Origin of the sequence: Vreelandella zhanjiangensis DSM 21076 (assembly GCF_000377665.1) — a bacterium.
Classification (GTDB): Bacteria; Pseudomonadota; Gammaproteobacteria; order Pseudomonadales; family Halomonadaceae; genus Vreelandella; species Vreelandella zhanjiangensis.
Genome location: NZ_KB898648.1, coordinates 175,463 through 190,932, shown reverse-complemented (window position 1 = coordinate 190,932; position 15,470 = coordinate 175,463). Strand labels below are relative to the sequence as shown.

At 56.7% G+C, this 15,470-nt stretch carries 12 protein-coding genes; 7 read left to right on the top strand and 5 right to left on the bottom strand.

Translation table 11 applies throughout. From position 1 onward, the window contains the following. Positions 1-79: 79 nt before the first annotated feature. From D467_RS19110 to D467_RS0107965, 4 genes are read right to left on the bottom strand one after another with little or no spacing between them, the layout of a single operon-like run. Complete coding sequence (locus D467_RS19110) at positions 80-1,591, bottom strand: sodium:solute symporter family protein (protein WP_018916981.1); 1,512 nt, start codon at positions 1,589-1,591, stop codon at positions 80-82. Continuing rightward, on the bottom strand, positions 1,584-1,772 hold the full coding sequence (locus D467_RS0107975) for a hypothetical protein (protein ID WP_018916980.1): 189 nt from the start codon (positions 1,770-1,772) through the stop codon (positions 1,584-1,586). The genes D467_RS19110 and D467_RS0107975 overlap by 8 nt, the downstream gene beginning before the upstream one ends. A gap of 21 nt (positions 1,773-1,793) precedes the next feature. Further along, the gene (locus tag D467_RS0107970; RefSeq protein ID WP_018916979.1) at positions 1,794-4,817 is read right to left on the bottom strand and encodes a c-type cytochrome; all 3,024 of its coding nucleotides are present in this window, start codon (positions 4,815-4,817) and stop codon (positions 1,794-1,796) included. After that, positions 4,810-5,295 carry a (2Fe-2S)-binding protein gene (locus tag D467_RS0107965; RefSeq protein WP_018916978.1) on the bottom strand — a complete coding sequence of 162 codons (486 nt, stop codon included), beginning with the start codon at positions 5,293-5,295 and terminating at the stop codon, positions 4,810-4,812. Before D467_RS0107965 ends, D467_RS0107970 begins: the two co-directional genes overlap by 8 nt. Positions 5,296-5,750: 455 nt before the next feature. On the opposite strand from D467_RS0107965, the gene D467_RS0107960 reads away from it, so the two are divergent. The 4 genes from D467_RS0107960 to D467_RS0107945 are packed head-to-tail and all read left to right on the top strand — an operon-like array spanning position 5,751 to position 9,231. Further along, positions 5,751-6,917, top strand: coding sequence for an FAD-dependent monooxygenase (locus D467_RS0107960; protein WP_018916977.1), 1,167 nt, complete (start codon positions 5,751-5,753; stop codon positions 6,915-6,917). Further along, on the top strand, positions 6,914-7,747 hold the full coding sequence (locus tag D467_RS0107955) for an alpha/beta fold hydrolase (RefSeq protein ID WP_018916976.1): 834 nt from the start codon (positions 6,914-6,916) through the stop codon (positions 7,745-7,747). Before D467_RS0107960 ends, D467_RS0107955 begins: the two co-directional genes overlap by 4 nt. 13 nt (positions 7,748-7,760) lie before the next feature. Then, on the top strand, positions 7,761-8,522 hold the full coding sequence (locus D467_RS0107950) for a maleate cis-trans isomerase family protein (protein ID WP_018916975.1): 762 nt from the start codon (positions 7,761-7,763) through the stop codon (positions 8,520-8,522). A gap of 10 nt (positions 8,523-8,532) precedes the next feature. Continuing rightward, the gene (locus tag D467_RS0107945; protein WP_018916974.1) at positions 8,533-9,231 is read left to right on the top strand and encodes an isochorismatase family protein; all 699 of its coding nucleotides are present in this window, start codon (positions 8,533-8,535) and stop codon (positions 9,229-9,231) included. Between the two features lie 76 nt (positions 9,232-9,307). Here the strand turns inward: D467_RS0107945 and D467_RS0107940 are convergent, their stop codons facing one another. Then, positions 9,308-9,808, bottom strand: a complete 501-nt coding sequence (locus D467_RS0107940) for a MarR family winged helix-turn-helix transcriptional regulator (RefSeq protein ID WP_018916973.1) — start codon at positions 9,806-9,808, stop codon at positions 9,308-9,310. A gap of 201 nt (positions 9,809-10,009) precedes the next feature. On the opposite strand from D467_RS0107940, the gene D467_RS0107935 reads away from it, so the two are divergent. From D467_RS0107935 to D467_RS0107925, 3 genes are all read left to right on the top strand, one after another. Continuing rightward, complete coding sequence (locus D467_RS0107935) at positions 10,010-12,289, top strand: xanthine dehydrogenase family protein molybdopterin-binding subunit (protein ID WP_018916972.1); 2,280 nt, start codon at positions 10,010-10,012, stop codon at positions 12,287-12,289. Further along, a complete protein-coding gene (locus tag D467_RS0107930; protein ID WP_018916971.1) occupies positions 12,289-13,242 on the top strand; it encodes an XdhC family protein in 954 nt (317 codons plus the stop codon). The genes D467_RS0107935 and D467_RS0107930 overlap by 1 nt, the downstream gene beginning before the upstream one ends. 228 nt (positions 13,243-13,470) lie before the next feature. Continuing rightward, positions 13,471-15,453 carry a methyl-accepting chemotaxis protein gene (locus tag D467_RS0107925; RefSeq protein WP_018916970.1) on the top strand — a complete coding sequence of 661 codons (1,983 nt, stop codon included), beginning with the start codon at positions 13,471-13,473 and terminating at the stop codon, positions 15,451-15,453. The last annotated feature ends 17 nt before the right edge of the window (positions 15,454-15,470 follow it).

The following is a 15,470-nucleotide window of genomic DNA, read 5'->3' as shown; positions in this document are numbered from 1 at the left end:
CTCTGCCCCGGAGCCGACGGTATTTATTGGCAGCATCGAGGCAGACGATTAACGAGAGATAGCGTCGGTAGAAATAGTCCTACACAGCGGCGTTCTGAGATGACGGTGCACTGACCGGCACACGCTTCTTACGCCCGAGTTCCTCGGAAATAGCGCTCAGGAAGGCATCGGCCGAAGCCTTGTGCGGTTTGGTCGCAAGGCTTACGCCCACAAAGAGGAATGCCGAGACAAAGATGCCCCATATACCGGCGGGTAAACCCAGCAGGGAATTACCCGTGGCATACATCACCAGCACAAACACGCTGGTACCCACGACGCTTGCCAGCGCACCCGCAGCGGTACCACGCTTCCAGTAGAAAGCCCCGATAATGGCAGGCACCATGGCAACCAGGCCTGATGAAGCCGCCACTGAAAGTACGGCGATCAGATCCAGCTGCAGCTCAGCGAAGCCCAATGCCAGCAACGCAATGACCGGGATCACGATCTTGCCCATCAGTAGTTGGCGCTTTTCATCCACACCCGGTTTGGCGTTGGCGTAAACATCCCGGGACAGCATGGAAGCCAGGGTCAACATGATCGAATCGATCGTTGAGACAGCAGCGGCCATGATACCGATCATGACAATGACACCCAGCACAGGCGGGATAAAGTCAGACGCCAGCAGTGCGGGTGTCGCAAGGTCGGCACGCGCAAGATCGGGGAATGCAGCAAGCGCCGAAAAGCCCCACAGCACGGAAACCAGTGTATAGATGAAGCCGAACACCAGAAAACCGATCAGCATCTGACGCATGGAGCGCAGGGAAGACGGCATGAAAAGACGCTGACTGACCTGCGGGTTGGATAGGCTGAAGAAGAACCAGGGAATGCTCAAGCCCAGGAAGGTAACCAGGCTAAAAAGTCCCGGCCCAGGTACGCTGAGCGAAGCGGGATGCTCGGTTGCAAGCGTACCAAACAGACCACTAAAGCCACCCAGGCCCTGGATGACCAGAAAGGCCACCAGCGTCGAGGCAACGATCATCATCAAGGCCTGTAACGAGTCGGTCCACATCACTGAACGAATACCGGCGATATAAGAGAAGAAAACCGCTATCGCCGTTGCCATTACTACACCAGTGGTAAACGTGATGGCGCCATCGGTCATGCCTTCCAGCAGGTAGCCCACCCCGGCAAGCTGAACGGCCGAGTAAGGAATCAAAAAGATGCAGCTGGCAATCGAGACGGCCATCGCCACATGCTTGCTGTTATAGCGATGTCCCAGCATTTCACTGGGCGTGACGAAACCAAATTTTTTGCCGACCGCCCAAAAACGCGGACCGAAAACGGCTACCAGCGAAACGCCGGCAAAATAGATGATCTCAAAGCCCAGCGCGCCGACGCCACCGGCATAGGTCAGCCCCGCCAAGCCCACCATCATGAAGGCGCTATAGGTTGTCGCGCTATAGCTCAGCGCCGACACAAAACCATTCATCTGTCGGTTGCCAAGGAAGTAGCCCGACATACTTTCCGCCGGCCCCTGACGGGAGAGGAAGGCAATACCGACCGCGATCAGCAGATAGATGGCAATTGACCACCAGATCATTGACTCAGTCATGGTCGTGCTCCTCGAAATCCTTGGTAATGAAAACATTAAGTGCAATAACCACAAGCCCCGCGCAGGTCCAGAAAAGGAAACTGCCGTACCAGGCCGCGACATTCGTTAACAAGGTGTAGGGCACAAGACAGCTCAAAAGAACCACTATCCAGACGACCCATATCCACTTGCTGCGTTTCATGATCCACCTCGTTTTGTATTGTCAGAGAGAAGAGTGCGTATTGTTGTGATGAGGCTGGCGTATTGCGGCAACGCGTTGTTCAAGTTGTTGCCAGGGAGGTGCGTCGGGCGCGAAACGTGCCCGTAAATAGGTTGCCAGGGTAGCGACTTGCGTATCACTGAAGCTGTCGGCAAAACCGGGCATGTTACCTACATCAGGGACAGTGTCAGCATGCACACCGCCTAAAATCGATTGAATAACGTTATCGGGGCGCTCGCTGTAAAGGTTGGTATTCAGCGCAAGTGACGTCCGCGCTCGGGTAAACGAGGGCAAGCCGTTATCCAGATGGCAGGCGGCACAGGCACCGTCAAACAGGCGCTCGCCCTCTTCCATGCCATTGGGGCTAACCGCCGCTGCCGCCACGCGGCGCTGGGCCTCAGCTTGCTGTGCCTTACCGTTCCCTGACGGCGCTTCCATCTGCTGTGCCACATAGTGGGCGATGGCGCGGACATCATACTCGGGCAGTTCGCTCAACCCGGCGACCACAGGCGCCATTGGACCTGATGCAACACCATGCAGGGCCGATTCACCGTGGCGTAAATAGTCGTATAGCGAGTTTTCGCTCCAGCCAATGGGGGATCGCGAAAGCGTGTTCAAGGCAGGCGCTTCCCACCCATCTACCATGGCACCTGCAAAGTAGTACTTGCCGTCTTTTTCTGCGCCCATCGCGTTGCGCGGACTATGGCAAGCACTGCAATGCCCCAGCCCTTCGGCGAGATAAGCGCCGCGATTGTAGAGCTCGCTTTGCGCAGGGTCCGGTTGAAACGGTTTCGGATCGTGATAAAGCGCATTCCAGGGCGCCATGAGCGCACGCACATTGAAAGGGAACGATAGATCGTTTTGGGGCGCTGACGCAGATACGGCAGGCTGGGCCATCAGGTAAGCATAAAGCGCCTGGAGGTCGGCATCGCTGGTTTTGGCAAACGCCGTATAGGGAAACGCAGGATACAGATGACGACCATCACGGCTGATACCGTGGCGCATGGCGCGCTCAAACGCCGCATACGACCACTGACCGATCCCCGTCGCCTCATCAGGCGTAATGTTCGTGCTGTAAAGCGTGCCGAACGGCGTTTCAAAAGCATGACCGCCGGTATTCGTCGCGCCACCTGCAACGGTGTGACAAGCGGCACAATCACCTGCCGCCGCCACTAGCCGCCCGCGCTCGATAGTTTCATCGGAATAAAGCGTCGCGGCCGGCCGGGAGACCGGCACAATCGCTCCTTTCCAGGGCCAGGCCATGGCCGCACTACCGGCAACCGTCATGAAAGCAGCAGCCGCAAACCACTGACGACGTGGTGATCTGCTTTTACCGGATAAAAAAAGGCTATTACGGCCTGTGGATGCTTCCAGATCGTGCTCTTGCAACGCTTGACGCACCCGGCTGGCCGTAAAAGGCGGCTGACGAAAACGTATGCCCGTGGCATCGAACAGCGCATTGGCAATGACAGCCACACCCGGCGAAAGCTCGGTATCCTCCAGGGTCACCGGCAACGCGGAAGGTGCTTCATTTGACGCAATCACCTGCCTTTCTAACGAAGGCTGGCGCCTGGCCAATGGCTTATTCTGCTTGTCCTCCAGGCGGCCATCGCCCCACTCATCGAAAGCCGGCTCACTTCCCAGCAGCGGCCGCGCTTCGCCTAATACACGCGCTTGGAGCGTGTGTTGCAAACGCGCTGTATCAACCTCGACGCCTGAATCCTGGCCCACGACCAGTCGCGTTAGCTGCACGTTCCCCGTGATCCGGTTAACCTCGACATCGGCAATCCAGGCAGAGCGTACGCCACTCTCCAGGCGCTGTTGACGGTCAGGTAGCTGTGCATACGCCAGACCACGGCCCTGCAATACATCACTCGTTGCTGAACGAGAAGGAAGGTCTATCTGCCAGTCGGCTCGCTTGGCAACCGATTCAATAAGCTCGCGACCACGCGCGTCGCCAAGATAGCGCAGGCGTAATGCCAGCGGGTCCTGGCCGCGCGCATGAGCAACTTCATCAAGAAATGATTCACGGGCGAATGTTTGCTGAATGCCCAGCAGGGTATCATTCAAAGCCTGCCCCGAGAGGCGTCCGGTATGCGCCGATAGATGCGCGTTTTGGAAGGTATACGGAGAATACAGCGGCTTTTCAGTATTCGTTAAAACACCCGGCACAAGGGCTCGCCCGCTCAAAAGCAGCCCGACGGCTACTACCTCGCCACTGGCATGCGCTTGCCGGTAGCGATAACGCTCGATGTGATCTCCTTCCCCAAAGGCGGCACTTAACGACAGGCGTTGCGCTTGTCCGAGAGCCTTAACATCAATGCTGTACTGCGCATCCAGCCATACAGCGACCGGATGGCCCAGCGCACGCGCCATCAGGGCGGCATCCACGGCGGCATCGTCACCACAATGGCGGCCAAGGCCTGAGGCTACACGCCGCTCTGTCCCCTCGCTGGTATAAAGCGTTATTTGATCCGCATCTAGTGCCGTCAGGGTACTCAAATCCTGGCGCAGCGCTTGTGGCGTTGTGGTTTGTGTCCAAACCGCAAGATGGTTGTTTCGGTACTCGGCAACCACCCAACCTTCGGTTTCTCCCCAGCGCATGCGGCTGGGCCAGCCGTAGTCGCGTTCATATCTATCAGCGTGGCTGCCTTCGATATCAGCTACGCCGTTTTTTTGGTGTACCGGAGCCTTGTGGCTTTTTTTATTTACGCGTGCTTTCTGTGCGGGCGTCGCCGCAATTGGGTCGTGAGCCTGCCAGCTTAGAATTAGGCACTTCGCGGCATCGCGGGCATTTTCGATACTGTCTGCCACGACCCCTACAAAATTACCTTCAATCACAGCCCTTGCGTCATATGGCAACGTTTTAAGCGCCAATGTATCAACGTGCGCCAGCCGGTCACACGCAAAATGCTCACCGTTCCAACGGTAGTGAGGCGGACGCACCACCACGCCGTAGCGCAGGTTCTCAAAACCGGCGGGCAAGGCAGTCGTATAAGACTTCAACGTGGAATGGCGCTCAGTCATCAATGCCTCCCAACGCCATCACGTTGAGGGCGACAGCGCGATGGGCAGCATCCAGGATTTCCAGATGCGTGCCACAACGACAAAGATGATGCTCCAGCGCCGCCCCAATCTGTTCGGAAGAGGGAGTCGAGGTGTGATTCAACAACGAACGGATGCTGATAATCATGCCATTCAGGCAATAGCCGCACTGTGCTGCCTGCGCATCGATAAACGCCTGTTGGACAGGATCCAGACGGCCCTTATCGGCCAGCCCGTCCAGCGTCGTCACTTCACGTCCCACCACCGAGGCGACTGTCAGCACGCAGGCTCTGGCAGCCATGCCATCCACCAGCACACTGCACGCACCGCATTCGCCCAGTCCACAGCCATACTTCGGGCCGTTTAGCGCCAGGTCGTTACGCAGTGCGTTGAGCAGAGGTGTTGTAGGCGGAATGGCCAGCTCAACATTCTGTCCATTCACTTTTAGCTTCAGCGTCATAGGAAATTATCATCGTTATTGTTAAAGCAAATATTTATTTAGATATCTCTTATTAATCGGCAGCACTAACATAATTTTTAATTATTTTTGGCCATATTGGATCTACCAGGATTCGCTCCCAACTTCGATGCACCTGCGTGGTGCAGCTTGTTCCAACTCGCCTAAAAATAGTGCATACACTACAAATACGCGACTATAAAACATATACCACTCTACTCTCGCATCTCGCAAGTTTTTTATAAAAACAGTCTTAAAAAATATAAATACTCATAATTAATAAATACTTATATAAAAACAAATGAAGATGTAAATTATCTTATGATTTCTGTCTATTTTTTCTTGACCAAAAAATAAATGGTGTATACGTTGTTTTATAACATTTCAAATACCCTTCCAAAGGTTTGGCTATTGCCTCCCCTGTGCGTTATGCCAATAAAAACGAGGAAAATAACGTTATGAATAACAAACCCACCATCGCCGTGATTGGCGCAGGCCTTGGCGGCGCCGCTGCTGGCGCCTTGCTGCAGCAGGCCGGTTACCCCACCAAGGTGTACGAGCAGGCCCCGGCATTTTCCCGTCTGGGCGCCGGCATCCATTTGGGTCCCAACGTGATGAAGGTAATGCGGCGCATCGGCATTGAGGACAAGCTCAATACCATGGGCTCGCACCCCGACCACTGGTTCAGCCGCAACGGCCTGACCGGCGAGTACCAGTCACGCATTCCTCTTGGCGACTTTGCCCGTGAAAATTACGGCGCGGCATACATCACTGTTCACCGCGGCGACCTGCACGAGTTGATGGTCAGCACGCTCGATCAGGAAAATCTTTTCTTCGACAAACGCCTGGTGGATGTCAACGACCAGGGCGGCAAAGTGCGCATGACCTTTGCCGACGGCACCACCGAGGAAGCGGACCTTGTGATCGGCGCCGATGGCGTCAACTCGCAAATTCGCGAAAAACTGCTGGGGTCCGAAGCGCCGATCTATAGTGGCTGGGTCGCGCACCGGGCGATCATCTCCGCCGAGAAGCTCAAGGCCTATGATCTGGATTTTGAGGCCTGCGTGAAATGGTGGTCGGAAGATCGTCACATGATGGTTTACTTCGTCACCGGCGACGAGAAGGAGTACTACTACGTTACCGGCGTACCGGAGCCCGAATGGTGTCACGGCACGTCCTTCGTCGACAGCTCCCAAGAGGAGATGCGTGAGGCTTTCAAGGGTTACCACCCTACCGTTCAGGCATTGATCGATTGCACGGAGACGGTGACCAAGTGGCCGCTGCTGGAGCGCAACCCCTTGCCGCTATGGCACGACAACCGCTTGGTACTGCTGGGCGATGCCTGCCACCCGATGAAGCCCCACATGGCTCAGGGGGCCGCCATGGCTATCGAGGACGCCGCCATGCTGGTGCGCTGCCTGGAGGAAGTGGGTGCCCACGACTATCGCGAAGCTTTTGAGCTCTACCGCACCAATCGCTTCGAGCGGGCCTCCCGCGTGCAGAAGGTTTCCCACGATAACACCTGGCTACGTCAGGATGAGGACCCCGCCTGGGTCTTTGGCTACGACGTGTTCGAAACGCCGCTGAAGGCGCCTGAAGCCGTGAGTGAGGAGAGCCCGGTATGACCGATACGACCTCTGTCAGTACCTACCGCTACGGTGCCAACGTTCACGCCAACGACATTCGCCAGCACTACTTGCGCTTTGGCGGCGAGTCGGCCTCCACTAAGCAACCGCTGGTGCTGATTCCGGGCATCACAAGTCCTGCCGTCACTTGGGCATTCGTCGCCGAGCGCCTAGGGCAACACTTCGATACTTATGTGCTGGACGTGCGTGGGCGCGGGCTCTCCTCGACAGGCCCCGATCTTGACTACGATATCGACACCTGCGCCGACGACATCATCGCTTTCATCGAGGCGTTGGGGCTTGAAAACGTGATTCTTGCCGGTCACTCAATGGGCGCGCGCTTTGCCCTGCGCGCCATGACCCGTGGTGCACGCGACATCGCCAAACTGGTACTAATCGACCCCCCCGTCTCTGGCCCCGGTCGCCGGGAGTATCCCAGCAAGCTGCCCTGGTACGTGGACTCCATCCGCGACTGCACCCATGGCGCAGACCTCGACACCATGCGCACCTACTGCCCGACCTGGAGCGAAGAGCAGCTGCGCCTGCGCGCCGAGTGGCTGCACACCTGCTATACACCGGCCATCGTGCAGGCGTTCGAGGAGTTCCATAGCGTAGATATCCATCAGGATCTTCCGGCCATTGAGGTACCGACGCTGCTGATCTGCGCCGGCAAAGGTGGTGTGATCCAGGAAGCAGATCGCGAAGAGATCCAGACACTCTTGCCGCCGATTCGTATCACTACCGCCGCGAATGCGGGCCACATGATTCCCTGGGATGACTTCGAAGGCTTCTTCACTGCCTTCGAAGACTTCCTCGGCACCCCACTCTGAGAGACCGATTGCCATGACGCTTGAAACCAAGACCTATCGTATCGGCCAGATCGTGCCGAGCTCCAATATCACCATGGAAACGGAAATCCCCGCCATGCTCACCGCGCGGCAGCTGATCCGTCCCGAGCGCTTCACCTTTCACTCCAGCCGCATGCGCATGAAGACCGTGAGCAAGGACGAGCTGGCCGCCATGGACGGGGAGTCCGACCGTTGCGCGCTGGAGCTTTCCGACGCCGCCGTGGACGTCATGGGGTACGCCTGCCTGGTAGCCATTATGTCGATGGGCCCGGGCTATCATCGCGAGTCTCAGAAGCGTCTGCGCCGCCGCACTGAAGAAAACGGCTGCGATACGCCGGTTGTCACCAGTGCCGGTGCCCTGGTGGATGCCCTGCACGTTATGAAAGCCAAGCGTGTGGTCGTGGTAGCTCCCTACATGAAGCCGCTGACCGAAATGGTGGTGGATTACATTCGCCAGGAAGGGGTTGAGGTGGTCGACTATCGGGCCTTGGAAATTCCTAACAACCTCGACGTGGCACGTCATGACCCGGCCAAGCTGCCCGAGATCGTGGCCAGTCTCGACTTGAGCGATATAGATGCCATCGTGCTCTCGGCCTGCGTGCAGATGCCCTCACTTCCGGCCGTCGCCAAGGTCGAGGCGCTGACCGGAAAGCCCGTGGTGACAGCTGCCATCGCCACCACCTACGCCATGCTCAAAGCGCTGGATCTGGAGCCGGTGGTGCCTGGCGCTGGCGCTTTGCTCTCTGGCGCCTACTAGGAGCGTACCCATGGCAAACGCTGATGCGATTCAAGACAGCTCGCTTCAAAACGACTTGGTTCATGAAAACTCGGAAGAGAATTCCGCTCAAGAGAACTATCGGGGCGTCTGGGACGGGCGCATAGGCTTCGGGCGTAAGGCGGCACTTTTGGTGGTGGACTTCATGCAGGGCTACGTGCGTGAGGAGTCGCCACTCTACGCGCCCGGCGTCGTCGAGGCCGTGGCCAATATGCCGCCACTTCTGGATGCCGCCCGGCAGAGTGGAACTCCGGTCATCCACACCAATATTCTCTATCACGCGCCGGATCAGATCGACGGCGGTATCTGGGTGAAGAAATCACCGGTCATGCGCGCCATGGTGGCCGGCAACCCCTTCGCCGAGTTCTGCACTGAAGTGGTGCCGGATTCAACGGAGCCGGTCATTACCAAGCAGTACGCCAGCGCCTTCTTTGGTACCTCTCTCGCTTCCATGCTGGTGTCCATGGGCGTGGACACGATCATCGTTACCGGCTGCTCAACCAGTGGCTGCATTCGCGCCACTGCCGTTGACGGCCTGCAACACGGTTTTCGCGTGATGGTGGTGCGCGATTGCGTGGGCGATCGCCACCCTGACCCGCACGAGGCGAATCTGTTCGATATCGACAGTAAGTACGGCGATGTCATCGACCTCCAGGCAGCGATCGATCATTTGCTTAGCCATAGCTCTTAAGTACACAAGCAGGAAGAGCAACTGAGAGCCCCTTTTGCAAATTAAAGGGGCTTTTTGTATCAGGCCATCTAATATCTTAGCTATTCACTGCTGATGAATCAGGGTCTGCATTCATTTTTTCCAGCAGGTGCATCAGCGCCACGCGCTCGGCGGGGTTTAAGTTTTGCATGGTGGCATCGCTGATCTGTTGGGCATTGGGTACCATCGCTTCAACGATGGCGGCCCCGGCTTCGGTAATCACCACCATCACCTTACGTTGATCGTTGGGGTCGGTGGTCAGCGTTACCCATTCACGAGCCTTGAGACGCTTGATCACTCCCCGAACAGTGGCCGGATCAATGGCTGTGGCGTTAACGATATCGGTCAAGGAGCTGGCTCCACGCTCCATCACTGTGCACAAAGCGACAAACTGAATGGCCGTTAGCTGCTTATCGCAGACATGGCGCTGGAAAATGGCAATGTGGCGCTGATAGGCCTTACGTAACAGATGGCCTACCTGTTCTGAAAAATCGTACCCCTGCTCAGACGGTGTAGGGTGCGCGTTTTTTTGGACGTCGTGTAAACGGTCCGATGTCATTCAAACTCCTTGCTGATGCGCAGTGATGTCACTGAAGTATGGCAGTGGGAAACGTTAGGCAGAACTTTACGTATAACGCGAGAATTACCGCCTGATTCACCGCCAATTTATGGCGTACACATTATAAATTTATATTAAACTCAAGCAACCTCTCGCGGTACATGAAAGACCTGAGCATCTAAAAACAACCAAGGAGGCCAAATGACCGACAAGAAAGTCTATGATCGACAAGCCCTTCTACATGATCCAGATCTTCTTATCGTGTATCGGGATCCGATTACACCTCCCAAGCCCGCGCCGGGGCAACCGGGTACACATTCTAATTTCGTGCCTACTGAGCCTGAAATATTTATTGCCATACTAAGCACGGGCCAGGTGCTGGCATTCAACGGTCATGTGGATCTTGGCACAGGCATACGCACTGCGCTTGCCCAGATTGTGGCTGAAGAGCTTGAGGTAGCGCTTGAATCCGTCACCATGATTCTGGGTGACCCGTTCGAGGTGCCCAATCAGGGGCCGACGATTGCTAGCGCCACTATTCAGATTACTGCCGAGCCGCTTCGTCGTGCTGCCGCTCAGGCGCGTGAATATTTACTTTCCAGAGCCGCCCTGCATTTTGGTCTACCTCAGCATCAGCTCCATTGTCGTGCTGGTTATATTGCACCGTTAGACGACGCATTGCCCGCTATCGGCTATAGCGAACTGCTCGCCGGTGCCCGGCATGCCTTGACGCTTGCCGATGATGTGCCCCTCAAATCTGCCCATCAATACAGCCTGGTGGGCAAGGCAGCACCTCGCGTGGATATTCCCGGCAAGGTAACGGGCGCACTGACGTTCGTGCATGACTTTCGTCTGCCGGATATGCTCTATGGCCACGTGATTCGACCTCCTTACAGTGGCTATGACCGGGGCGATTTCGTCGGTAATTCACTGGCATCCGTTGATGAAAGCTCAGTAGTCGGCATGGCAGGGCTGGTCAGCATCGTGACGATTGGCGACTTTGTCGGCGTTGTGGCTGAACGCGAAGAGCAGGCGGCCGCTATCGCCCGTAAACTCAATATCGTTTGGCGCAAGCCCGATACGCTGCCCCCCATGCATAACATTGAGCAGGCATTGGACGGACTGCCGGTGCAACAACGCCTACTGCTTGAAGAAGGCCAGGTCGACGACGCTCTTGATAGTGCTCAACATCGAGTTCGACGCGCTTATGTCTGGCCTTTTCAACTGCATGGCTCAATTGGGCCTTCATGCTCGGTGGCTCACTACCGTGATGGCCAACTGCACGTCTGGTCAGGTACGCAGAACCCTCATAGCCTGCGTGCCGAGCTGTCGCGCCTGATGCTGCTGGATGAAAGCGCCATTACCATCACGCGTATGGAGGCCTCCGGCTGTTACGGCCGCAACTGCGCTGATGATGTGGGTGCTGATGCGGCGTTGTTATCAAGGGCCGTTGGCCGCCCCGTGCGCGTCCAGCTCACCCGCGAACAGGAGCATCTCTGGGAGCCCAAGGGAGCCGCCCAGCGGATGGATGTTGAAGCTGGTATCGATGCCGACGGTAATCTGACAGGCTACCGTTTCGTGGCGCGCTACCCTTCCAACAATGCACCGACCCTGGCACTTTTGCTGACAGGCGCGCAGCAACCCAGCGACGTGCCTTTCCAGATGGGTGACCGCACGTCCGTTCCGCCCTATGGCTATCCGCATCGGCGCATTGCCTGTGATGATGTGCCCACGCTCGTGCGCGCCTCATGGCTACGCGGCGTTTCCGCTATGCCGAACGCGTTTGCGCATGAAAGTGCCATCGATGAGCTGGCCTACTTGGCCGGGGAAGACCCTATTGCCTTCCGAATTAGGCACTTGACCGATACGCGTGCCATAGAACTCGTCAAGGCCCTGGCAACACGCGCTCATTGGCAGCCTCGCATAGCCTGCTCTACCCCCCGTATCGAAGCGGGCTGGCATTACGGGCGGGGCTTTGCCTACGCACAGTACGTGCATAGCAAGTTCCCCGGATTCGGCGCCGCACTGGCAGCTTGGGTCGTCGAGCTGAAGGTACATCCCGCCAGCGGCCGAATCATTATCGAACATCTGTACGTGGGCCAGGATGCCGGGCTTATGATCAACCCCGACGGCGTACGCCACCAAGTGCATGGCAACGTCATCCAGACGCTTAGCCGAACCCTGAAAGAGCGGGTGACCTTCGAAAAGGGCTTACCCATGAATCGCGAATGGGGCAGCTACCCCATTCTGCGCTTTTCGGAGCTTCCGGATATTCAGCTTCTAATGTTGGATCGAAAGGATCAGCCGTCGCTAGGTGTCGGCGAATCCACATCTCTCCCCGGCGCCCCGGCCATTGCCAATGCGCTGTTCGATGCGACCGGGGTTCGCTTTACACATCCGCCGTTTACCGCCGAAACCGTTCGTCAAAAGCTTGAGCAAAGCGATATCTCCACAGAAAAGCGCGTCGAGGTGACGCTGTAATGCAGCATCTTGATCTTCAGGTTATCGAGCGCGCCCTCCAGTGGGCTAACCAGGGCCGAGTGGTCTGGTTATGCACGGTACTGTCAACCTTTGGTTCGTCACCCAGGGCGCCTGGGGCGATCATGGCAGCGTGCTCAAAAGAACATTTCATAGGTTCACTATCTGGCGGGTGCGTTGAAGAGAATTTTCTGGAACGCCTGGAGCAGGGGGCTCTTTCATTTTCACCGGTTCAACTGATTCATTATGGTGGCGAAAGTGATGACACCGTCCGCCTGCCCTGCGGCGGAAGCCTCGATGTGCTGGTCGAGCGGCTTGAGCCCAGCGCCGACACACTGATCCATCTTGAAGTCATGCATGCCACGCTGATGGGGCGACAGCCGTTGATACGCCATGTACTGCTGGACGGTTCGCGCAAGCGCTTTATCGTGCCCGAAGGGCCGGGGCCAGCCGCCACATATGATGAGCAGGCCGCTTATCTGCGTATCGGACCTTCGCTGCGTCTTATTATCTCAGGCATTTCCGCCATTGCCGCACCCTGCGCCCAGTTCGCTCAGGCACTGGGATTTGAAGTGATTGTCTGCGACCCACGCGAGGAGATGCGGCGCGGTTTCAATGTTTCGGGTGTCGAGGTACAGGCCGTGCTGCCTTCGCTGTTCATAGCCTCAGGAGCGTGCCACGCAGCTACGGCGATTGTTGCCCTTACCCATGATCCGCGTATTGATGATCTGGCAATGATTGAGGCTGTACGCACTAATGCTTTTTATATCGGTGTCATGGGGTCGAAGAAAAGCTCAGCCCAGCGCGCCGAACGCTTACGGCGCTCAGGTGGTTTGACCGACACCGATATCGCGCGGATCGTCATGCCGATTGGCCTGGACCTGGGAAGTAAGACACCGGCGGAGATCGCGCTGGCGACCATGGCCGATATCCTGCGTGTTTATCGAGGAAAGTGATATGACAAGCGGTAACAACATCGGAGGCCAATAACGTATCCAACAATCTTAATGAAAGCACCCTCAACATTTATTGTTCTACAACAAAGATAATTGCACTTAAGTTAATCGCTAAACGGTCGTTATTAACTTTTGCGCCAGCAATAAAAACGATCTCTGCGCCATAAAAAAACTGCGTGGATCATGACCGGCCAGTAATGGCCAACCTCTCACTCACCGAGGCCTTTAATGAGCAAGTTCTCTCGTCTGTCGTTAACACAAAAATTGCTGAGTGCAGTCGCTCTTCCTTTACTGATTGTTGCCGTCGTTCTCGGCGTTATTGTCAATCAGCAGCTCAACCAAGCTATCCCTGACCTAATCGACAATGCCGGTACACGGCAAGTCGAGGCACGCGCCGACGAGATAGGCCGCTGGATCAACGGCTACCGTAACTGGAATGCGGTGCTGGCGGAAGATGAGCGTCTCGCCGAAGATTTGCCTGTCGCTACGCATCTTGAATGGCTCGCCAAACGCTACCCTCCGGGCGGCACCATCGAATCGCTTTTTTTCTCTAATGCCTCGGGTGACACAATAACCCATGCTGGCGTGCCGCTAGACATCTCGGAACGTCCCTACTTCAAGACACTCATTTCTGAAAGCAGCCAGGATAGCCTGCTTGTCGACCCGGTGATCTCCATGGTCAGCGGGCTGCCAACGGCGTTAGTAGTCGATACCGTTTTCGATGAACGTGGCAACCGTGCAGGGCTTTTAGGTATCACCGTTTCCATGGCGGCGGTGTCTGATATCACCTCGGCAATCAATGTCGGCGAGGGGAGCTACGGCTGGCTTATTGACAGCCAGGGTCAGGTCATTGCCCACCCGGTAGAAGAGTATCGCATGTCGCTGAACTATACCGACGCCGACCGTACTCAGGGGTATCAGGGGTTGGATTCGCTGAGTCAGTCAATTCTCAGCGGCGCCCCCGGTTCCGGTGAAATCACCATGCCCAGTGGCGAACGTACCCGGCTTATGTGGAGTCCTGTGGAAGGTACCTCCTGGGTTGTCGGCGTGACCGTTCCGATGTCCGCCTTTACCGCCGTAACCAACAGCTTGCTGAAATCCCTGCTGCTGGCGGGCGGGTTGCTGCTGATATTGCTTCTCGTGGTAGTTGCCTATGCGGCACGCCGCTCGCTTGCGCCAATCAAGCATACGGCTAGTGCCATGGCCGATATTGCTCAGGGCAAGGGTGATCTGACTCGCCGTCTGGAGGTTAAATCACAAGACGAGATCGGTGATCTGGCGCGCGGTTTCAATGCGTTCGTTGAGCGTATGCAGGGCACCCTTCAGGAAGTGCGCCATAACGCCCAAACGGTACTCGCTGGTGCCAGCGACATGGCAGATGGCACTCACGAGCTTTCCTCACGTACCGATCAGGCCGCGGCCAACATTCAGGAAACCTCTGCCTCCATGGAGGAGATTCATTCTACGGTGGCGCACACGTCGCAAGCGTCTGAGCAGGCCAATGGCCTGGCGATTGAAGCCGCAGGCGCTTCCAAACGCGGCACTGAATCCATGACCCAGATGGAAAGCAAGATGGGCGCGATCAGCGAGTCGTCCAACAAGATCAGCGATATTATCGGTCTGATCGACTCCATCGCCTTTCAAACCAATATCCTGGCGCTTAACGCATCGGTCGAAGCGGCCAGAGCCGGCGAGCAGGGGCGCGGCTTTGCGGTGGTGGCCAACGAAGTACGTACGCTGGCCAGTCGCTCGGCAACTGCTGCTCAAGATATCCGCGCGCTGATCGATGTGTCGGTTAATCATGCCAAGGAAGGCAACCATATTGTTAAATCCGCCGCCCAGCAGATGCAGGAAATTCATCGCAGCATCACTCAGGTGTCTGACGTGATTGGTGAAATTACCGCTGGCGCCCGCGAGCAAACTGCAGGCATCGAACAGGTCAATACCGCCGTTGCGGAAATGGATACCATGACGCAGCAGAATGCTTCCATGGTTAGCCAGAATGCCTCTCTTGCTGCGCAGATGCGTAACAACGCCGAGCGTCTGGATCAGTTGATGAGCGAGTTTGTGCTGGGTGATTCTCAGCCGCTAGCTATCTCCACAAGCGCTACTCCGCCAGCGAGTAGCCCTCGCTTACCGGCCGCATCTTCTGCACCTTCAGCGCCCAAGCCCAGAAAGGCCGTCACCGAGCCCGAGTGGGAAGCGTTTTAAAGCTTTTCTTTTGCCCT